This window comes from Pararoseomonas baculiformis (assembly GCF_017813395.1).
In the GTDB taxonomy this organism is placed as follows: Bacteria; Pseudomonadota; Alphaproteobacteria; order Acetobacterales; family Acetobacteraceae; genus Roseomonas; species Roseomonas baculiformis.
This window is the reverse complement of record NZ_JAGIZB010000001.1, coordinates 119,304-138,628: the sequence shown is the minus strand read 5'-3', so window position 1 is coordinate 138,628 and position 19,325 is coordinate 119,304. Positions and strand designations below refer to the sequence as shown.

General features: G+C 72.3%; 14 protein-coding genes. 7 read left to right on the top strand and 7 right to left on the bottom strand.

Annotated features, from left to right (window positions below):
- The first annotated feature begins 42 nt into the window (after positions 1 to 42).
- The 5 genes from tsaE to addA are packed head-to-tail and all read left to right on the top strand — an operon-like array spanning position 43 to position 8,715.
- Positions 43 to 510: a tRNA (adenosine(37)-N6)-threonylcarbamoyltransferase complex ATPase subunit type 1 TsaE gene (gene tsaE / locus J8J14_RS00610; RefSeq protein ID WP_209377481.1), complete on the top strand. Its 468-nt coding sequence runs from the start codon at positions 43 to 45 to the stop codon at positions 508 to 510.
- A complete protein-coding gene (locus tag J8J14_RS00605) occupies positions 507 to 1,517 on the top strand; it encodes an aminoglycoside phosphotransferase family protein (RefSeq protein ID WP_209377480.1) in 1,011 nt (336 codons plus the stop codon). The genes tsaE and J8J14_RS00605 overlap by 4 nt, the downstream gene beginning before the upstream one ends.
- Entirely contained in the window at positions 1,514 to 2,239 is a 726-nt protein-coding gene (locus J8J14_RS00600) for a nucleotidyltransferase family protein (protein WP_209377479.1), read from the top strand. The genes J8J14_RS00605 and J8J14_RS00600 overlap by 4 nt, the downstream gene beginning before the upstream one ends.
- A gap of 57 nt (positions 2,240 to 2,296) precedes the next feature.
- Complete coding sequence (addB, locus tag J8J14_RS00595; protein ID WP_209377478.1) at positions 2,297 to 5,287, top strand: double-strand break repair protein AddB; 2,991 nt, start codon at positions 2,297 to 2,299, stop codon at positions 5,285 to 5,287.
- A complete protein-coding gene (gene addA, locus J8J14_RS00590) occupies positions 5,284 to 8,715 on the top strand; it encodes a double-strand break repair helicase AddA (RefSeq protein WP_209377477.1) in 3,432 nt (1,143 codons plus the stop codon). Before addB ends, addA begins: the two co-directional genes overlap by 4 nt.
- An 86-nt stretch (positions 8,716 to 8,801) precedes the next feature.
- Here the strand turns inward: addA and J8J14_RS00585 are convergent, their stop codons facing one another.
- Entirely contained in the window at positions 8,802 to 9,254 is a 453-nt protein-coding gene (locus J8J14_RS00585) for a YciI family protein (RefSeq protein ID WP_245215216.1), read from the bottom strand.
- Between the two features lie 184 nt (positions 9,255 to 9,438).
- Between J8J14_RS00585 and J8J14_RS00580 the strand changes: the two genes are divergently transcribed.
- A complete protein-coding gene (locus J8J14_RS00580) occupies positions 9,439 to 10,428 on the top strand; it encodes a Bug family tripartite tricarboxylate transporter substrate binding protein (protein WP_209377476.1) in 990 nt (329 codons plus the stop codon).
- A 28-nt stretch (positions 10,429 to 10,456) separates the two neighbouring features.
- Here J8J14_RS00580 and J8J14_RS00575 read toward each other — a convergent pair whose 3' ends face one another.
- The 5 genes from J8J14_RS00575 to J8J14_RS00555 all read right to left on the bottom strand — a co-directional run bounded on the left by J8J14_RS00575 (position 10,457) and on the right by J8J14_RS00555 (position 15,459).
- The gene (locus tag J8J14_RS00575; protein ID WP_280842794.1) at positions 10,457 to 12,118 is read right to left on the bottom strand and encodes a histidine kinase famiy protein; all 1,662 of its coding nucleotides are present in this window, start codon (positions 12,116 to 12,118) and stop codon (positions 10,457 to 10,459) included.
- A gap of 170 nt (positions 12,119 to 12,288) precedes the next feature.
- Positions 12,289 to 12,987 carry a class I SAM-dependent methyltransferase gene (locus J8J14_RS00570; protein ID WP_209377475.1) on the bottom strand — a complete coding sequence of 233 codons (699 nt, stop codon included), beginning with the start codon at positions 12,985 to 12,987 and terminating at the stop codon, positions 12,289 to 12,291.
- Between the two features lie 124 nt (positions 12,988 to 13,111).
- Positions 13,112 to 14,320: a ribonuclease D gene (gene rnd / locus J8J14_RS00565; protein ID WP_209377474.1), complete on the bottom strand. Its 1,209-nt coding sequence runs from the start codon at positions 14,318 to 14,320 to the stop codon at positions 13,112 to 13,114.
- A gap of 51 nt (positions 14,321 to 14,371) precedes the next feature.
- The gene (locus J8J14_RS00560) at positions 14,372 to 15,091 is read right to left on the bottom strand and encodes an LrgB family protein (RefSeq protein WP_209377473.1); all 720 of its coding nucleotides are present in this window, start codon (positions 15,089 to 15,091) and stop codon (positions 14,372 to 14,374) included.
- Complete coding sequence (locus tag J8J14_RS00555) at positions 15,088 to 15,459, bottom strand: CidA/LrgA family protein (protein ID WP_209377472.1); 372 nt, start codon at positions 15,457 to 15,459, stop codon at positions 15,088 to 15,090. Before J8J14_RS00555 ends, J8J14_RS00560 begins: the two co-directional genes overlap by 4 nt.
- Positions 15,460 to 15,631: 172 nt before the next feature.
- Here J8J14_RS00555 and pgi point away from each other — a divergent pair, with 172 nt between their 5' ends.
- Positions 15,632 to 17,239 carry a glucose-6-phosphate isomerase gene (gene pgi, locus J8J14_RS00550; protein WP_209377471.1) on the top strand — a complete coding sequence of 536 codons (1,608 nt, stop codon included), beginning with the start codon at positions 15,632 to 15,634 and terminating at the stop codon, positions 17,237 to 17,239.
- Positions 17,240 to 17,261: 22 nt separating this feature from the next.
- Here pgi and J8J14_RS00545 read toward each other — a convergent pair whose 3' ends face one another.
- Positions 17,262 to 19,325, bottom strand: coding sequence for a TonB-dependent receptor family protein (locus J8J14_RS00545; RefSeq protein WP_209377470.1), 2,064 nt, complete (start codon positions 19,323 to 19,325; stop codon positions 17,262 to 17,264).

The window sequence follows — 19,325 nt, the reverse complement described above, 5'->3', positions numbered from 1 at the left end:
GCTTGCCCCTGGGGCGAGCGGGAGGGCAGATTGGGGCCACCCATGACCGCCCCGCTGACCCTTACCCTGCCTGACGAGGCGGCCACCGGCGCGCTTGCCGCCCGTGCCGCGCGGCTGTCCCGGCCGGGGGACGCCATCCTGCTGGACGGCCCCCTGGGCGCAGGGAAATCCGCCTTCGCCCGTGCCTTCCTGCGGGCGGCGGCGGGCGATCCGGCGCTGGAGGTGCCGTCCCCCACCTTCACCCTGGTGCAGTCCTATGACCTGCCGAAGGGGGCGGCCCATCACCTGGATCTCTACCGGCTGGAAGGGCCCGATGCCCTGCCGGAACTGGGATGGGAGGAGGCGCGGGACGGCATCGTGCTGGTGGAATGGCCGGACCGGCTGGGCCGTCACGCACCCCGCGACGCCTTGCGCATCACCCTGGCCCCGGCGGATGCGCCGGAGGCCCGCATCGTCACCCTGGCGGGCTGGGATGCCGCCCGCCTGAACGCCCTGGCGGCCCTTGCATGAGCCTTGACCACTTCCTCGCCGCCCATGGCTATGCCGGGGCGGAGCGCCTGGCCCTTCCGGGCGATGCGGGGCACCGGCGCTACCTGCGCCTCAAGGGCGGGCCGCGCCCGGCCCTGCTGATGGATGGCTCGGGCGCCGCCGCGGTGGGCCTGCCCTCGGCCGAGGCCGACCTGCGGGCCTTCATGGCCATTGGCGAGCATATCCGGGGAACCGGGCTCTCGGCGCCGGAGGTGCTGGCGGCGGATCCGCCCGCGGGCTTCCTGCTGATCGAGGATCTGGGCGAGCCGACCCATGCCGCGCTGCTGGATGCCGGGGCAGAGGCGCTGCCGCTCTATCTGGCGGCGACGGAGACGCTTGCCGCGCTGCATGCCGCCCCGCCGCCACCCGGCCTTCCGGCCTGGGAGGGCGAGACCATGGCCAAAGCCACCGGCGCCACCTTCCTGGACTGGTGGTGGCCCGCCGTGCTGGGTGCCGAACCCAGCCAGGCCCAGCGCAAGGCTTTCTTCGCGGCCATGCGGGCCATGCTCGCGCCCTTCGAGGGGGCGGGCGCCTTCGTTCACCGGGACTACTTCCCGGCCAATCTCCTGCCCCTGCCGGATCGCCCCGGCCCGGCCTCGGTCGGCATCATCGATTTCCAGGACGCGGGGCATGGGCACCCTGCCTATGACCTGGTGAGCCTGCTGCAGGATGCCCGGCGGGACGTGGCGCCAGAGGTCCGCGCGGCCGCGACCGCCCGCTACCTGGATGCCCGGCCCGGGCTGGACCGCGCGGCCTTCGAGGCCGCCACGGCGGCGATGGCTGCCCAGCGCCATTTGCGGGTCGCCTCGCTATGGGTGCGTCTGGACCGGCGCGACAAGAAGCCGCACTACCTCCGCCATGGCCCGCGCTGCTGGCGCCTGCTGGATGAGGCCCTGCGCCATCCGGCCACGGCGCCGCTTGCGGCCTTCCTCGATGAAAACGTGCCCCGCCAGCTCAGGGCCAATCCCCAGATGGAGCCTGCCGCATGATCCGCCTGACCCATGGCATGGTGCTGGCGGCCGGCTTCGGCACGCGGATGCGCCCGCTGACCGAGGCCGTGCCCAAGCCGCTGCTCGCGCTCCGCGGCCGCTCGCTGCTCGACCATGCGCTGGACCGGCTGGAGGATGCCGGGATCGGGCAGGCCGTGGTGAACGCCCATTACCTCGCCCCGCAGGTCGTCGCAGCCTGCGAGGCGCGGTCCGAGCCGCGCTGCAACGTGCTGGTGGAGGATGAGCTGCTGGAGACGGGCGGGGGAATCCGCAACGCCCTGCCGCATCTCGGCGAGGGGCCCTTCGCCGTGGTGAATGGCGATGCCTATTGGCTCGATGGCCCCACCCCCGCGCTGATCCGCCTCGCCGCCGCCTTCGACGAGTCGCGCATGGACGCGCTGCTGCTGATGGTGCGCGCCGCCAATGTGGAGGGCGAGGTGGGGCTGGGCGACTTCCTGCTCGATCCCCTCGGCCGGCTCCGGCGCCCGAAGGAGCGGGAGGTGGCGCCCTATCTCTATGCCGGGGTTCAGATCCTCCATCCCCGCCTTCTCGATGGTACCCAGCCCGGCCGCTTCGGCCTGATGGGCCCCTGGATGCGCGCGATCGAGCAGGGCCGCCTCTACGGCCTGGTGCATGACGGCGCCTGGTTCCACCTCTCCACCCCGCCGGACCTGCAACGGGCGGAGGATTTGCTGGACAAGGGGCTGGTGAAGCTGTTCTAGCGCTGTTCCCTGCCAGGGGGTGGCGGGACCAGTGACGGAGCGGGGGAGGGGCGTGGCGTGAGGCTGTACGAAATTCCCGCCCATCGCCCCTTCCTGGACGACCTGGCCCAGGGCGTGCTCGCCATGGCTGGGGCGCTGGACGATCCCGCCGCCCTGGCGCGCACCACCATCCTTCTGCCCACCCGCCGTGCCGCACGGTCCCTGCGTGAGGCCTTCCTGCGCGCCTCCGGCAAGCCGGCCCTGCTGCTGCCGCGCCTGCGCGCCCTGGCCGGGCTCTCCACGGAGGATGCGGAGGAGCTTTCCCTCCCGGCCCTGCTGGACGAGCCGCCCGCGGTGGACCCCGCGCGGCGCCTGGCGGTGCTGACCGAGATGGTCATGCGCCTGCCCCCGCATTTCGGCGGGCCGAGCAGCCCGGACCAGGCCTGGCGCCTGGCCGTGGAACTGGTGACGCTGCTGGACGAGATGGCGCTGGAGGGCTGCGACCCCGCCCGCCTGCCCGAGCTGGTCACGGGTGAGCTGGCGAAGCACTGGGAGATCACCCACACCTTCCTGGGCGGCGTGATCCGGGCCTGGCATGGCTGGCTGGCCGAACAGGGCCTTTCCGATATCGGCGCCCGCCGCGTGGCGGCGCTGCGTGCCCAGGCCGCGGCCTGGCGCGACAATCCGCCGAAGGACCCCGTCATCGCCGCGGGCATCGGCATCGGCGGCACCATTCCCGCCGCGACCGAGCTGCTGCGCCAGATCGCGCGCATGGAGAAGGGCGCGGTGGTGCTGCACGGCGCCGGGGAGGAGATGGAGGCCGCGTTGTGGGAGGTGCTGCGCGACGCGCATAGCCACCCGCTGAACGGCACGGCCCGCCTGCTGCGCGGCATGGATGCCACGGCGAATGACATGCGCCCCTGGCCCTATCGCGCGCCCGACGCCCCCGCGCCCAATGAGGCGCGCGCCGCGCTGCTGGCGCGCGCCCTGCGGCCCGAGCAGGGCATCGCCTGCTGGCAGGATCGCGAGCCCGAGCTCTGGCGGCCCGCGCTGGGCGGGCTGGACGTGCTCATCGCGCCCGACGAGGCCGGCGAGGCCGCCGCCATCGCCCTGCTGCTGCGCGAGGCGCTGGAAACCCCCGGCGCCCGCGCCGCGCTGGTGACGCCGGACCGGGACCTCGCCCGCCGCGTTTCGGTGGAGCTGCTGCGCCACGGCATCCTGGCCGATGATTCCGCCGGCCAGCCGCTGGGCATGACGCCGGCGGGCGCCTTCCTGCGCATGATCGGGCGCATGGTGGAGGAGGGTTTCGCGCCCGTCCCGCTGCTGGCCTGCCTCAAGCACCCGCTCTGCGCGGGCGGGATGGCGCGATCCGCATGGCTGCTGGCGGTGCGCGAGCTGGAGCGCCACGCCCTGCGCGGCCCACGCCCCGCCGCCGGGCTGGAAGGGCTGCGCCGCGCCGCCGCGTCCATCCGCCACGAGGCGCCGCGCGAGCGCGTGCGGGCGATGCTGGATGCGCTGGAAGCCGCGCTGGGCAACTTCCGCGCGCTGGAGCGGGAGGTGCGCCCGCCCGCCGACCTGCTGGCCGACCACCTCTCCGCCGCCGAGGCGCTGGCTTCCACCGACGAGGATCCGGGCGGGCTGCGCCTCTATCGCGGGGAGGAAGGCGAGCCGCTGGCCGTGCATCTCGCGGGGCTGGAGCCGGCCATGCGCGCCCTGCCGCCGCTCGAAGCCGCCGCCTGGCCCAGCCTGTTCGACGCGCTGCTGGAAGGCCCGCTGGCGCCGGGCGTGCGGACCATGCGCGGGCGCAAGGGCGCATCGCATCCGCGCGTGCAGATCCTCGGCCTGCTGGAAGCGCGGCTGCAGAGCTTCGACCGCGTTGTGCTCGGCGCGCTGGAGGAAAGCGTCTGGCCGCTGGCCACCGATCCCGGCGCCTGGATGAGCCGCCCGATGCGCACGCAATTCGGCCTGCCCGCGCCCGAGGCGCGCATCGGCCGGGTCTGCGCGGATTTCCTCCTTTCCGCGCTTTCGGCACCGCGCGCCACGCTGTCGCGCGCGCGCAAGCGCGGCGGTTCGCCGACGGTGGCCGCGCGCTGGCTGACGCGCATCGATACCTTCCTCAAGGGGCAGGATCTCGGCGGGCTGGAAACATCACCCGCCACGGGCTGGGCGGGGCTGCTCGACATGCCCGAGCGTCCCCAGCCCTGCGCGCGCCCCGCGCCTTCACCACCCGCCGCGCTGCGCCCGCGCCGGATCAGCGTGACCGATGTGTGGCTGCTGAAATCCGATCCCTATGCCTGGTATGCCAAGCGCATCCTGAAGCTGCGCCCGCTGGACGAGCTGGACGCCGAGGCGGATGCGGCGGAATACGGCAACATCGTCCACCACATGGTCTCGCGCTGGCTGACTCTCTGCGATGGCGATCCGCATTGCATCGACGCCGTGGAGCATTTCGCGGCGGCGACGGAGGAGGCGCTGGCCGAGTTCGCGCCGCGCCCGGGGCTGGTGGCCTATTGGCGCCCGCGCCTCGTGCGTATCGCCGAATTCGTGCTGGAGCAGGAGCGGCAGCGCGTGCACGTGGCGCGGCGCCATGCCGAGATCAGCGGCATGATCGAGCTGCCCTGCGGCGTGCGGCTGGAAGGCCGCGCGGACCGGGTGGATGTGATGAAGGATGGCCGCCTCGTCCTCATCGACCTCAAGACCGGCGCGCCGCCCAGCAATGCCGAGATGGCCGATGGCCGCGCGCCGCAGATGCCGCTGGAAGCCGCCATGGCCGCGCGCGGGGGCTTCAAGGACATCCCGGCGGCCGAGGTTTCGGGGCTGGAGCACTGGCATGTCTCCGGCGGCTATGAGGCGGGCAATGCCGTGCCCTTCCGCCCCAAGGATTCCACCCTGCCGGATGTCAGCGAACAGGCCTTCGAGGCGCTGAACGGGCTGGTGCAGGAATTCCTGCTTGGTGACCGTCCCTTCCTGGCCCGCCCGCATCCGGCGCGCGCGCCGAAGGGCGATGAGTACGACCATCTCTCGCGCCTGGCCGAATGGGGCGGCGCCGGCGGGGGTGACGGCGCGTGAACGAAGCCCTTTCCGCGCGCACCCGCGCCCGATACGCGCAGCAGGCGGCCTCCGACCCGCGCATCTCCGCCTGGGTGGGCGCCTCGGCCGGCTCGGGCAAGACAAAGGTGCTCACCGACCGCGTGCTGCGCCTGCTGCTGCGCGAGGACACCCAGCCCGGCCGCATCCTCTGCCTCACCTTCACCAAGGCGGCGGCGGCGGAAATGGCCACGCGCCTTGCCCTGCGCCTGGGCCAGTGGTCCGTGCTGCCCGAGCCGCAGCTGCGCGTGGCGCTGGAGGAACTGACGGGCATGCCGCCCACGCGGGCGGAGCTGGAGACCGCGCGCCGCCTCTTCTGCCGCGTGCTGGAGCAGCCGGGCGGGATGCGGATCGCGACCATCCACGCCTTCTGCCAGTCCCTGCTGCGCAGCTTCCCGCTGGAAGCCCGCCTGCCGCCCGCCTTCACCCTGCTGGAGGAGGCGGACAGCGCCACCCTGCTGGCCGAGGCGCGCGAGGCCGCGCTGGCCGGCCGCGCGATTCCGGAGGAAGCGCTGGCCGGCCTCGCCCGCCTCGTCTCCGCCGACAGCCTGGCCAAGGCGCTGCGCGAGCTCGTGGGCAAGCGCGAGCGCCTGCGCCCGCTTTTCGAGCGGGCCGATGGCCATGTCCTCGCCCTGCGCGAATGCCTGGAGATCCCGGATGGCGAGACGGAGGACACGCTTCCCTCCGGCATCGTCTGCCCGCCGGATGCCTTCCGCGAGGCGCTGGCCACCCTGGCGCAGCACAAGAACAAGACCCCGCGCGAGGCCGCGCTGGCGCTGCTCAACATCCTCTCCGAACCGGAGGAGGCGCGCGCCACGCGCTGGCTCTCCTGGCACACGCTGCTCTTCACCGGAGAGGGCAAGCCGCGCGCCGCGCTGGTGAAGGAGGATGCCTTCGCGCGGGAGATCGCGCGGGTGGAAGACATCCTCTCCCGCTGGGCCTCGCACCGCCTGCTCAGCGCCACGGGCTCGCTGCTCTCCGCCGCGCGCCCGGTGCTGGATGACTATCGGGCCCGCAAGCAGCGCCGCGGCGCCCTGGATTTCGATGACCTGATCCACCGCGCGCAGGAGCTGCTGCGCGACCCCGGTTCCGCCTGGGTTCTGTTCAAGCTCGATGGCGGGTTGGATCACCTCCTGCTCGACGAGGCGCAGGACACGAATCCCGCGCAATGGGGCATCGCCCAGGCGCTGGCCGAGGAGTTCTTCTCCGGCAACGGCACGCAGGAGGCGGGGCAGCGCACGCTCTTCGTCGTGGGTGACGAGAAGCAGAGCATCTTCGGCTTCCAGGGCGCGGATGCGCGCGGCTTCGCCGAATGGGAAACGCGCTTCGACAACCAGGTGACGCGCGGCGGCGCGGTGTTCGAGCGCGTGCCGCTGAACGTCTCCTTCCGCTCCTGCGCGCCCGTTCTCTCGCTGGTGGACCAGGTCTTCGCGGATGGCGACGCGCGCCGTGGCGTGGTGCGCGATGGCGTGGTGCTGGAACATTCCGCCGACCGTGCCGGTCATGCAGGCAAGGTGGAGATCTGGCCGCTGCTGGAACAGGCCGGCGCGGATGCGGCCGAGCCCTGGGTGGTGCCGCGCGAACCCGTGGCGGCGCAGGATTCCGAGGCGCTGCTGGCCGAGGCCATCGCCGCCCGCATCGATGGCATGATCCGGAACGAGACGCTGCCCGCGCGCGGCGACCGCCCGGTGCGCCCCGGCGATGTCATGGTGCTCGTCCGCCGCCGCACGCGGCTGATCGAGCTGCTGGTGCGCCAGCTCAAGCAGCGCGGCATTCCCGTGGGCGGCGTGGACCGCATGATGCTGGTGGAGCAGATCGCCGTGCGCGACATGCTCGCCCTCTGCGACGTGCTGCTGCTGCCCGAGGATGACCTGGCGCTGGCCGCGCTGCTGAAATCGCCGCTCATCGGGATGTCGGAGGAGGATCTCTTCGCCCTCGCGCAGGGCCGTGAGGGCCCGCTCTGGCATGTGCTGGTCAAGCAACGGGACGAGAGGACGCGCATCGGCGAGGCCGCCTCCTGGATCGCCGGCCTGGCCGACCGCGCCGACCTCGTCACGCCGCACGCCCTGCTCTCCGAGGTGCTGGGCGAGCATGGCGGCCGCGCGAAGCTGCTCGCGCGACTGGGTGCGGAGGCGGCGGAGGCGCTGGACGAGTTCCTCTCCGCCGCGCTGCGCCATGAGAACCGGCACGCGCCCTCCCTCCAGGCCTTCGTCCAGTGGCTCCGCCGCGGCGGGGCCGAGGTGAAGCGCGAGATGGAGAATGCTGCCGACGCCGTTCGCATCATGACCGCGCATGGCTCGAAGGGCCTGCAGGCCCCGGTGGTCATCATCCCCGATATCGGCCGCGGCGGCATGCGGGACGCGCTGCTCTGGAGCGGTGCCGCGCGGCGCGGCGCCAATGCGCCCGACATTCCGCTCTGGGCGCCGCGGAAGGAGTTCCAGGCCCTGCCCTGGACCCGCGCGCAACAGGCGCGCGCGAGCGCGGATGCGGAGGAGGAGAACCGCCTCCTCTACGTGGCCCTGACCCGCGCGGAGGACCGGCTGCTCGTCTGCGGCCTTGCCCCGCGCCGCGCCCCCTCTCATCCCAGCTGGCACGCGCTGGTGAAGGCAGGCTTCGAGCGCGGGATCGGGCAGGGGCTGGAGGGCTTCGCCCGCGTGCCCTTCGATCCCACGCGGCTCGGCCTGCCAGAGGGCTGCGGCTTCGGTGACGAGGCCTGGGAGATCACATCCCCCCAGCTTGCCGCGCCGAAGGCGGATCCTGAGGTGCTGCGCGCCGAGGCCGCCATCCTCCCGCACTGGGCCACCATCGCCGCCCCCCCCGAGGCAAGCGAGGACCCGATAGCCCCCTCACGCCTCGAAGGCGAGGCCGAGCAGCCCGCCGCCGCCCCGCATGGCGCCGGCGACCCCGGCGGCCGCCGCTTCCGGCGCGGGCTGCTGATCCATGGCCTGCTGCAATACCTGCCGGAGCATGAGGAAGCGCGCTGGGAAGGCCTCGCCCGCCTTCACCTCGCGCGCCCCGGCCACGGCCTCGATCCCTCCGAGCAGGAGGCGACCCTGGCCGAGACCCTCGCCGTGCTGCGCCACCCGGCGCTGGCCGGCGCCTTCGGCCCGGATAGCCTCGCGGAGGCGCCACTGGCCGGGGTGGTAAAGGGCATCTCCATCGCGGGCCAGGTGGACCGGCTGCTCATCACGCCCGATCGCATCCTGGTGCTGGACTACAAGACCAACCGCCCGCCGCCCTCGGACGTGTCGAAGGTGCCGCCCGCCTATCTGCGCCAGATGGCGGCCTACCGCGCCGTGCTGCGGGCGGCCTGGCCTGGGCGGCGGGTGGAATGCGCCCTCGTCTGGACCTGGTCGGGGCATGTCATGCCCTTGCCGGATGCGGCGCTGGATCCGCACGCGCCGGGCTGAAGGGTAATCCCATCCGAAGCTGCCGGCGGGCTCCGGGGGAGGGGAGAAAACCCCTCCCAGGGCACCGGCAGCGGCGGACAGGGGCTTCACCCGCCGGAGATGCGGTCCCGCAGCCGGTCCTCCTGCTCGGCCAGCTCAGGCGTCATGGCCGCGCCGAAATCCTCCATCTCGAAGATGGGGCGGATCTCGATCTCGCTTGGGCCAGGCATGGGATTGGGGCAGCGCTTCGCCCAGGCCACCGCTTCCTCCATGTCCTTCACCCGCCAGATCCAGAAGCCGGCGACCAGCTCGCCCGTCGCGGCGAAAGGGCCATCGATGACCTCGCGGCCCGGCCCGTCGAAGGCCACGCGCTTCCCCTGGGAGGAGGGATGCAGACCCTCGCCGGACAGCAGGATGCCGGCCTTCATCAGCTCCTCGTTGTAGCGGCCCATCGCGCCGAGCAGCTCGGTGGAGGGCATGGTGCCCGCCTCGCTGTCGGCCGTGGCCTTCACCAGCACCATCACGCGCATCCGTTCGTCCTCCCCTCCGTCCGGCATCATGCCGGGTGCATCGGAGCCTGGGGCATAAGCCGGCCCGGCCCAAGCCGTGCCTGCGTCGCTGCCTCGCCCATGCTGAGGCGCGCGGGGCGGCCGTGGCGCCCCGGCCACGGCTTGCCGATCCCGGCCGCGCCGTGAGATGCAGGGGCGTAACGGCCCGCCCCAGCGGGCCCTGGGGAACGCCAAGATGATCACACGCCGCAATCTCGGCCTGGCCGCGCTCGGCCTCTCGCTGCCCGCAGCCACCGCCGCGCGCCCGGCTGCCGCGCAATCGGCCGCCTCCTATCCGGATCGCCCGGTGAGCCTCGTCGTTCCCTGGGCCGCGGGCGGTTCCACCGATGCGGTGGCGCGCATCCTCGCCGCGCGCCTTTCGCAGGATACGGGCCGCTCCTTCGTGGTGGACAACCGGGCCGGCGCGAACGGCACCATCGGCTTCGCCTCCGTCGCCCGCGCGCGGCCGGATGGCTACACGCTGCTCGTCGGCACCATCAGCACCTATGCGATGGCGCCGCATCTCTATCAGCTGCCCTACGACAATGACCGCGCCTTCACCGGCGTGGGGCTGATCGCGGCCCAGCCCATGATCATGGTCGTGCCGAAGAACTCCCCCGTGCGGAGCCTGGCGGAATTCGTGGAGCGGGCGAAGCGGCCGGACAGCGGCCTGACCTATGCCAATTCCGGCACCGGCAGCTCCACCCACCTGGCCACGGAGCTGTTCCTCCAGGCCGCCGGCATCCGCCTCAACGACGTGGGCTACCGTTCCGGCGCCCAGGCGGTGCAGGGCACCATGCAGGGGGAGGTTTCCATGGTGATCCAGGCCGCCTCCGGCCTGCTGCCGCTGATCCAGTCCGGCGAACTGCGCCCGCTGGCCATCTCCTCGCGCGGGCGGAGCTCCGTGGCGCCCGAGATCCCCACCTTCCGCGAGCAGGGCTACCCCGAATACGAGGCGGTGGAGCACATCGCCATCCTCGCCCCGGCCGGCACGCCCGAGCCGATCATCCAGCGCATCAACGAGCTCGCCCGCGCCGCCATGACCGCCCCCGACACGCGGGAGCGCCTCGCCGCCCTGGCGGTGACGCCGGAGACGCAGCGGCCGGAGGAATGGGCGGCCTACAACGCGGCGGAGAACGCCAAGTGGCGGGATGTGATCCGCTCGCGCGACATCAAGGTGCAGTAGCGCGGGGCCCCCGGCCGGGGTGGGAGCCTCAGCCCACCCCGGTCGGCCCGTCCAGCACGATCCGCACGCGGCGGGCCAGCTCCGCCCGGCCATAGGGCTTGGCGATCAGGTCGAACTCCGTGCCGCCGACCTCGTCCGGGTTGATCGAATCATCGGCATAGCCCGTCGTGAGCAGCACCTTGATCCGCGGGCGGTGGCGGCGGGCCTCCCGCGCCAGCATCACGCCGTTCATGCCGCCCGGCATGATGAGATCGGTGAAGAGCATGTCCAGCGGGCGGTTCCCCTTGATGATCTCCATCGCCTGCTGCCCGTCATGGGCGAGGTGCACGACATAGCCGAAATCCTCCAGGATGGCCCTGGCAAGCTCGGCCACCTCGGCGCGGTCATCGACCACCAGGATGGTTTCCGTCCCCGGGCGCTCCACGATCCGGGGCACCGCCGGGCGGGGCGCCACATCCTCGTCGGCCCTTGGGAAATAGAGGTGCAGCGTGGTGCCCTCGCCCGGCGTGCTCTCGATTCGCACGGCACCTCCGGACTGGCGCGCGAAGCCATAGACCATGGAGAGGCCGAGCCCGGTGCCACGCCCCTCGTCCTTGGTGGTGAAGAAGGGCTCCATCACCCGCTTCAGGATCTCCGGCGGCATGCCGCTGCCATTGTCCGTCACGCTGATCCGGACATAGGGGCCCGGCTCCAGCCGGGTGGAGAAGCCGGGGGCGTCCGGCGGCACCTGCACGCCGCGGGTGGCGATCCGCACCTCCCCGTCCTGGCGGCCGGCCAGCGCATCCCGCGCATTGATCAGGATGTTGAGCAGCGCCACCTCGGCATGGGTCGGGTCCAGCCGGCAATTGCCGAGATGGGGGTCCAGGTCCAGGCGCAGGGCGACCGCCTCGCCCAGGCTGCGGGCCGCCATGTCGCGCATGCCCTCGGCGAGCGTGTTCAGGCTGACGGTCCGCCCCTCCAGCCTCTGCTTGCGGGAGAAGGCAAGAAGCTGCTGCGTGAGCGTCGCCGCGCGTTCCGCGGCGGCGCGGGCGGCCCCCAGGCTGCGTTGCAGCCTGGCCCGGTCCGGCTCGGGGCGGGAGAGGCCGTTGTCGATCATCTCCAGGTAGCCGCGCATCACCTGCAGAAGGTTGTTGAAGTCATGCGCGATGCCGCCGGTGAGCTGGCCCAGGGCCTCCATCTTCTGCGCCTGGCGGAGCGACTCCTCGGCATCCCGCCTCCGGCTGACATCGAGCTGGGAGGCGAAGAAGTAGATCACTTCCCCCTCATGGTTCAGCATCGGGGAGATGAACAGCGCGTTCCAGAAGCTGGATCCGTTCTTGCGGTAGTTCAGGATCTCGGTCGCGATCTCGCGCCGGGTCTCCACCGCGTGGCGCAGCTCCGCGACCGTGGCCCGGTCCGTTTCCGGGCCCTGCAGGAAGCGGCAGTTCCGGCCGATGATCTCCTCCGGCTCATAGCCGGTCATGTTGAGGAAAGCCTGGTTCGCGAAGACGATCGGGTTGTCCGGCTGGTGCGGGTCCGTCACGATCATCGGCATCCGCGTCATCTCGACCGCGGCGAAGAAGACGTCCGAATGCGTGTCGGACACGCCGCTTGCCTTGCCGCCCTCCACCTTGGGGCGGGCCCGCGGGTCCCTCAGTTCCTGCACGGGATCGACCGGCCGGCCGGGCCTGTTCTCGGCATCGTCCATCATGATGCGGTCCGGCCGCGGAAAAAGGTCAGCACCCCTTGCAAATCAGCCTGCCCTGCCGGCGCGCAAGCGCAGCGGCGCGGATGACCGGGCGCGTAGCGGGATGCCGGGCTCACAAGACCGTCAGAGATCATCCACGACCACATGCGGAGCGCCATTCGCGGCTCCTGCGATCAGGCCGCCAATGCCTGGATCGCCTGGGAATTCCGCACCTGCACCAGGGTGAACAGGCCCGCCGGCGGGCAGGACTCGAGGGATTCCACCTCGGCATCGGCGTCCAGCAGGTCCGACAGCGCGAAATCCGGGTGCCAGCCCAGCACGCGCGAGAGGGGGGCCATGGTCCGCTCCACCCACCAGCGCGGCCCGTCCTGGGCGGCGAAGTGGTTCACGAAGAGCAGCTGCCCGCCCGGCCGCACCACGCGCGACATCTCGGCGAAGAGGCGGCGCGCATCGGGCACCACGCTGGCCGTGAACATGGCCACTGCCATGTCGAAGGAGCCATCGGCGAAGGCCATGTGCTCCGCATCCATCTCGATCAGGCCTTCCACATGGGTCAGGCCTTCCGCCGCCACGCGCTCCTGGGCCTTCTCCAGCATCTCGCGGGAGAGGTCGATGCCGACCACGCGCTTGTCGCGGCGGTAGCGCGGCAGCGCCAGGCCGGTGCCCACCCCCACCTCCAGCACGCGGGTGCCGGGCAGGCGGTTCACCGCCGCCACCGCACGCTTGCGGCCGAAGGAGGAGACGCCGCCGAACACCGCGTCATACACGCCGGCCCAGCGGCGATAGGCATCACGGACCGCCCCCGCATCCAGCACCGCGCGCTTGTGGTCACGGGCCGGGTCGGCGGTCAGGTCGGGCAGGGTCCGCGACATGTTTCGTTCAGGATCCAGGTAAGGAGCGGAGATGGGGCGCTAAAGCAGGGGGAGGCAGCGTGCAAGCGCAGGCTTCGGCCCGAGGCTTCAATCCACGGGGAGGGCCCGGGTTGCAACCCCTGTTTCAGCCGGCTTCCGCGCGGGCTTCCAGGCGCGGGCGAATGAGGCGCACGCGGCGCCCCTCCACCCCCAGGGCCAGGTCGCCGTCGCGCAGGGCCAGGGCATCGGCCCCGAACACCTTCCGCCGCCAGCCCTGCAGGGCCGGCAGGTCGGCGGGGGCATCGGAGGCCAGCCGGTCGATCTCCTCGGAGCTGGCCAGCAGCCGCGGCGCCACCTGGTGCTCCTCCGCCTTGGCGGCCAGCAGCACCTTCAGCAACGCGACCAGCGCCGGGGAGGGGGAGGGGCCCGCCCGCTCGCGCGGGGCCTCGGGCAGCTCGGCCTCGGGCAGCGCCTTCACGGCCTCGATGGCGGCCAGGAGGGAGGCGCCGGACTTGCCGCGGGCAAAGCCCTCCGTCACGCCACGCGCCCGGGCCAGCGAACCGGCATCGGTGGGGGCGGTGGCCGCCACCTCCAGCAGGGATTCGTCGCGCAGCAGGCGCTGGCGCGGAATGTTCACCCGCTGCGCCTCCCTCTCGCGCCAGGCGGCGATCGCGCGCAGCGTGCCCAGGAAGCGGCGGTTGTTCGTGCGGGGCCGCAGCTTCTCCCAGACTGTCTCGGGGTCGGTGCGGTAGGCGGCGGGGTCGGTCAGCGCGCCCATTTCCTCCGCCACCCACTCCATCCGGCCCTCGCGCTCCAGCCGGCTCTGCAGTGCCTGGTAGATGCGGCGCAGATGGGTCACATCCGCCGCCGCATAGGCGATCTGGGCGGCGGAAAGGGGGCGGGCCGACCAGTCGCTGAAGCGATGGGCCTTGTCGATCTGCGCATTGGCCAGGGCGCGGGCCAGGCTGTCATAGCTCGCCTGGTCGCCGAATCCGGCCACCATGGCCGCGATCTGGGTATCGAAAAGCGGCTGCGGGGTCTGGCCGAAGCGCAGCAGGAAGATTTCCACGTCCTGCCGGCAGGCATGGAACACCTTCACCACATGCTCGTCCGCCAGCAGGGCGCCGAGCGGCGAGAGGTCCAGCCCCGGGGCCAGCGCATCCACCACCGCCGTGTCCTGGCTGCCGCCGAGCTGGACCACGCAGAGCTCGGGCCAGTAGGTCCGCTCCCGCATGAACTCGGTGTCCACGGTCACGAAGGGTTCCTGGCGCAACCGCTCGCAGAGCGGGACCAGCTCCTCGGTGGTGGTGATCAGGACGGGCTCGGGATCGGCAACGGCCGGGCGGCGGGACATGGGGCGGGGGTTTAGCGCCGCTGCGCCCAGGTCACAAATTCGGGTTCCGCCTCACAGCAATGCCCGCAGCACAACCGGCGCCAGGATGGCGCTCAGCAGCGCGTTCAACGCCATGGCGATGCCGGCGAAGGTGCCGGCCACGGGGTCCACATGGAAGGCGCGGGCCGTGCCCAGCCCATGGGCCGCCAGCCCCGCCGCGAAGCCGCGGGCCCGCATGTCCCTCATGCCCATCCCGTTCATCAGCGGCGTCACGGTCACGGCCCCGATCGCCCCGGTGAGGATGACCAGCACGGCGGCCAGGGCAGGGTCGCCCCCCAGCCCCTCGGCGATGCCCATGGCGATGCCGGCCGTGACGGATTTCGGCGCCAGGGAGGCCAGCACCGGCCCCGGCACGCCCAGCGCGTCGGCGATCAGCAGGGCCGATCCCATGGCCGCCAGCGACCCGGCCAGCAGCGCCGCCCCCATGGGCAGGATGGCCCGCAGCACCGTGCGCCGGTTGCGGTAGAGGGGCACGGCCAGGGCCACGGTGGCCGGGCCGATCAGGAAGTGGACGAACTGCGCCCCCTCGAAATAGGTGCGGTAGGGCGTGCCGGTGGCGAAGAGCACCCCGGCCGCGATCACCACGGCGATGAGCATGGGATTGGCCAGCGGGTGCCGGCCGAGCGCGGCCGAGATGCGGTCCGCCGCCAGATAGGCGAGCAGCGTCACCGTCAGCCAGAGCAGCGGCGTGCGGGAGAGATAGACCCAGAGGCTGAAATCCGCGTCTGTCATGCCGCCTGTCCCCGGGTGGTGAGGCGGGAGACGCCCACGAAGACCAGCACCGTGACCACCAGCCCGATGAGGGTGGAGGCGATGAGGGCCATGGCCAGGCCGAACCAATGGGCCGCCAGCACGTCCAGCCGGTTCACCACCCCCACCCCGGCCGGGACGAAGAGAAAGGCCAGGTTCGCCAGCAGCGCATCCGCCGGGCCGGTCACGAAGCCCGTATCCAGCGGCCGCGCCAGCAGATCGTTCCCGAGCAGCAGCAGGAGCAGGGCGATCATGCCCAGCACGGGGCCGGGCAGGGGCCAGCCGGTGGCATGGACCAGGGCCTCCCCGAAAAGCTGGCATGAGAGGATGAGGGCGGCGCCGGGTATCATGGCGAGGCTGTTTAGCGAGGATCGTGCCGCCCTGGGGAGCCATTACGCCGGGCCGCGACGCTCCGGGCGCAGGCCGGGCGCAGGAATGATCGGCGCAGAGGTGATCGGCGCCCCCGCTTCCGCCCCCCGCGCCGCGCCCTTAACCTCCCGGCGATTCTGGAAGGGGTTCGGCATGGCGCATTCGGCGGAGGCGGCCTGGGACCGGGTGATCGGGCTGGCGCGGGAAGCCGGCGCCGCCTCCATCCGCCCGCTGATGGCCGACCCGTCGCGCGCCGCCCGCTTCACCCGCCGCGCCGGGGACATCCTGGCGGACCTCTCCAAGACCTCCGTTTCCGACACGGTGCTGGAGGCCCTGCTGGAACTGGCCCGCGCGCGGGGCGTGCTGGCGGCGCGCGATGCCATGGCGCGGGGCGAGGCGATCAACACCACCGAGGGGCGAGCGGTGCTCCACATGGCGCTCCGCGGCCCGCGCGGCGCCTTCCGCGCAGGGGGGGAGGACGCCTCGGCCGAGGTGCATGGCACGCTGGAGGCCATGCGCGCCTTCTGCGGGCGCATCCATTCCGAGGGCCGCTTCACCGATGTGGTGAATATCGGCATCGGCGGCTCCGACCTCGGCCCGCAGATGGCGGCGCGCGCCCTGTGGCGGCACGGCATGCCGATGCGCGCGCATTACCTCTCCAACGTCGATGGCCATGCCTGGGAGGCGATGCGCCACGGGCTGGACCCGGCCCGCACCCTGGTGCTGGTGGCCAGCAAGACCTTCACCACCGCCGAGACCATGGCGAATGCCCATCTCGTGCGCGATTGGCTGCGGGGCGCGCTGGGGGAGGCATCCGATGCCCATCTCGTCGCCCTTTCCACCAACCTGAAGGCGACCCGCGAATTCGGCGTGCCGGAGGAGCAGGTCTTCGGCTTCCGGGACTGGGTGGGCGGCCGCTTCTCCATGTGGTCCGCCATCGGCCTCTCCGTGGCGCTGGCCTGCGGATGGGATGTCTTCGCGGCGCTGCTCGCCGGCGCGCGCAGGATGGACGAGCATTTCCTCTCGGCGCCCGAGGCGGAGAACCTGCCCCTGCTGATGGCGCTGGCGGAGCTGTGGCATGTGGACGGGCTCGGCTATCCCAGCCGCGCCGTGCTGCCCTATGACGAGCGCCTGGCCCGCTTCCCCGCGCATCTCCAGCAGGTGGAGATGGAATCCCTGGGCAAGCGGGTGACGCTGGGCGGGCTGCCCGTGGCGCGCCCGACCGGCCCAGTGGTGTTCGGGGAGCCCGGCACGAATTCCCAGCACTCCTTCATGCAGCTGCTGCACCAGGGCACCACCCCCGTGCCGGCCGATATCGTGCTGATCGCCAACCCCGACCACGGCTTCGAGGAGAACCACCGCCAGCTCCTCGCCAACGGGCTTGCCCAGGCCGAGGCGCTGCTGCGCGGGCGCGACGCCAGCGAGGTGCGGGCGGAGATGGAGGCCAAGGGCATGTCGCCCGAGGCGATCGAGGCGCTGCTGCCGCACCGCCTCTTCCCCGGCGACCGGCCCAGCACCACGCTGCTGCTGCCGCGGCTGGATGCGGGCACGCTCGGCCAGCTCGTCGCGCTGTACGAGCACAAGGTCTTCTGCCTCGGCGCTCTGTGGAACGTGAACGCCTTCGACCAGTGGGGCGTGGAGCTGGGCAAGCAGCTGGCCGGCGCGCTGCTGCCGGAACTCGCCCCGGGCGCGAGGCCCGGGCCGCATGATCCTTCCACCACCGCGCTGATCGCGGAGATCCACCGGCTGCGCGGCGGCTGATCCCGCCCCGCAGCCGCATCCCTCAGAACCGGAACTGCAGCCCCGCATAGACGCTGCGCCCGAAGCCCGGCTCGAAGAGGGCCGAGCTGGCATTGGCGGAAGGCGCGACCGAGGCGCTGGAGATGTACCGCCGGTCCGTCAGGTTGCGCCCCTCGGCGAACACCGAGAGACCGTTCTCGAAATCCCACCCCGCGCGAAGCCCGATCAGCGCATAGGCATTCGTCTTCAGCGTGTTCGCATTGTCCGCGTAGAAGCCCTGCGGCACCCATTCGATGTTCGGTGCCACCGAGAGGCCGGAGGGATGCCGGTAGCGCAGCTCCGCGCGGTAGAGGTGGCGCGGCGCGCCGGGAAGCTGGTTGTCGCCGTAGCGCGGGGCGCCGTCGAAGCGGAAGTCGTTGAAGCTATAGGCCTGCCGCAGGGTAAGGCTGTCCGCGCGACCCGCCGAGAGGAGCCCGCGCAGCACGGTCCAGGAGAGCGCGGCCTCGATGCCCTGGTGGATGCTGCGGTCCAGGTTCAGCGCCTGGCTCGCCCCTGTGCCGGTGGGATCGAGAAGCTGGATCTCGTCGCGGATCACGGCGCGATAGGCCGCGAGCTCCCATTCCAGCGCATCCCGCCGGCCGCGCGTGCCGATCTCCAGCGTGCGCGCCCGCTGCGCCTTCAACGAGGAGAAGCCGCGCGCGGCGAGCGGCGTCAGGTCGCTGATGGTGGGTGGTTCCGTGGCCCAGGTCAGGTTCGCGAAGCTCTGGATATCGGGCGCGATGTCCCAGAGCAGCCCGATCTGCGGATTGGCGTAGCGATAGGTGGTGGAGCCGGACCCGTCCCCATCCGAGAGGAATCGGTCCCGGCTGGCGCGATAGGCCTCGCCAAGTTGCAGCCCCGCGACGATGCCGAGATTGGGCAGGATGTAGAGCGTGTCCTGCAGGGTGGCGGTGTTGGTGCGCGCGCGGTCGCTGCTGGAATAGGTCAGGCGCCCGGGATGGCCACCATTGTTCACGTAGCGCCGGTTATCATAGGTGCCGAAGCCGAGCGTGCCCGCCATCAGCAGCCGGTTCCGCAGGCCGCCGATCCGGCCATCCAGGGTCAGCCGCGCGAAGCCGTTCACGTCATCCGTGCGCTGGTCGATGTACTGGAAGATCGGGTGGTCCAGTTCCCGATGGGCATAGGAGAGGCCCGCCTCCAGCACCGCGCCGGGCGCGATGCGCCAGGTGGTGCGGTTGCCCAGGCGGTTGCTCTCAATGTTGCGCTGGTAGTCGAGGAGGAGATTGCCCGGCGCCGCGCGCCGGGGATCGGAAAGCGCCTGGCCGCGCGTCAGCGTGCCGGGGATGCGCTGCTCGATGTGGTTGTAGCCGTAGTAGAAGCGTGTCTCGACATCGTCGGTGATGCGCCAGCCGAGATTGCCGTTGAAACGGCGGGAATCACCCTGGCCGTGCCGGCGGAACCCGTCCTGGCCGAGGGTGGAGAGGCTCGCCCAGCCATCCCAGGCACCGGAGGCCGCGCCATAGGCCGCCTGCGCGCGCCGGTAGCCATAGCTCCCGGCCTCCCCGCGCAGCACCGCGCCTGGATCGCTGCGCCCGGTGGGGGTGACGAAGTTCAGCACCCCGCCCAGCGTTGCCCCGCCCAGGCCGAAGGCATTGGCGCCGCGCAGCACCTCCACATGCCCGAAGGTGAGGGGGTCCAGCTCCTGGAAATCGCCGGAGCCATCCGCCTGGTTCAGCGGGATCCCGTCCTGCGTCAGCAGCACGCCGCGCAGGTGGTTGTTCCGCGCGAGGCCGGAGCCGCGGATGGAGAGGCGCGAATCCTCCCCCCATTTCGGCTGGGCGAAGACGCCGGGCGCGTATTCCAGCACGTCCCGCAGCGTGGTGACGCCCGCGCGGGCGCGGATCTCCGCCGCCGGCACCACGGTGACATTGCCGGGCACCGCGCGCAGCCGGGCCGCGGCCTCGGCGGCATCGGGGGCGGTGAGGGACGGGGTGCTGCCGGTCACCGCCACCTCAGGCACCGCGACGGGCACGGCGGATTCCTGGGCGAGGGCGGGCAGGGAAAGGCAACTGGCCGCGAGCAGCGCGGCGCGAAGCGGGGAAGGCAT

Bases quoted from the DNA above. Each gene is read 5' to 3' on its own strand.
- tsaE (WP_209377481.1), top strand. From the start codon at position 43: ATGACCGCCCCGCTGACCCTTACCCTGCCTGACGAGGCGGCCACCGGC.
- J8J14_RS00605 (WP_209377480.1), top strand. From the start codon at position 507: ATGAGCCTTGACCACTTCCTCGCCGCCCATGGCTATGCCGGGGCGGAG.
- J8J14_RS00600 (WP_209377479.1), top strand. From the start codon at position 1,514: ATGATCCGCCTGACCCATGGCATGGTGCTGGCGGCCGGCTTCGGCACG.
- J8J14_RS00585 (WP_245215216.1), bottom strand. From the start codon at position 9,254: ATGATGCCGGACGGAGGGGAGGACGAACGGATGCGCGTGATGGTGCTG.
- J8J14_RS00580 (WP_209377476.1), top strand. From the start codon at position 9,439: ATGATCACACGCCGCAATCTCGGCCTGGCCGCGCTCGGCCTCTCGCTG.
- J8J14_RS00575 (WP_280842794.1), bottom strand. From the start codon at position 12,118: ATGATGGACGATGCCGAGAACAGGCCCGGCCGGCCGGTCGATCCCGTG.
- J8J14_RS00570 (WP_209377475.1), bottom strand. From the start codon at position 12,987: ATGTCGCGGACCCTGCCCGACCTGACCGCCGACCCGGCCCGTGACCAC.
- rnd (WP_209377474.1), bottom strand. From the start codon at position 14,320: ATGTCCCGCCGCCCGGCCGTTGCCGATCCCGAGCCCGTCCTGATCACC.
- J8J14_RS00560 (WP_209377473.1), bottom strand. From the start codon at position 15,091: ATGACAGACGCGGATTTCAGCCTCTGGGTCTATCTCTCCCGCACGCCG.
- J8J14_RS00555 (WP_209377472.1), bottom strand. From the start codon at position 15,459: ATGATACCCGGCGCCGCCCTCATCCTCTCATGCCAGCTTTTCGGGGAG.
- pgi (WP_209377471.1), top strand. From the start codon at position 15,632: ATGGCGCATTCGGCGGAGGCGGCCTGGGACCGGGTGATCGGGCTGGCG.
- J8J14_RS00545 (WP_209377470.1), bottom strand. From the start codon at position 19,325: ATGCCTTCCCCGCTTCGCGCCGCGCTGCTCGCGGCCAGTTGCCTTTCC.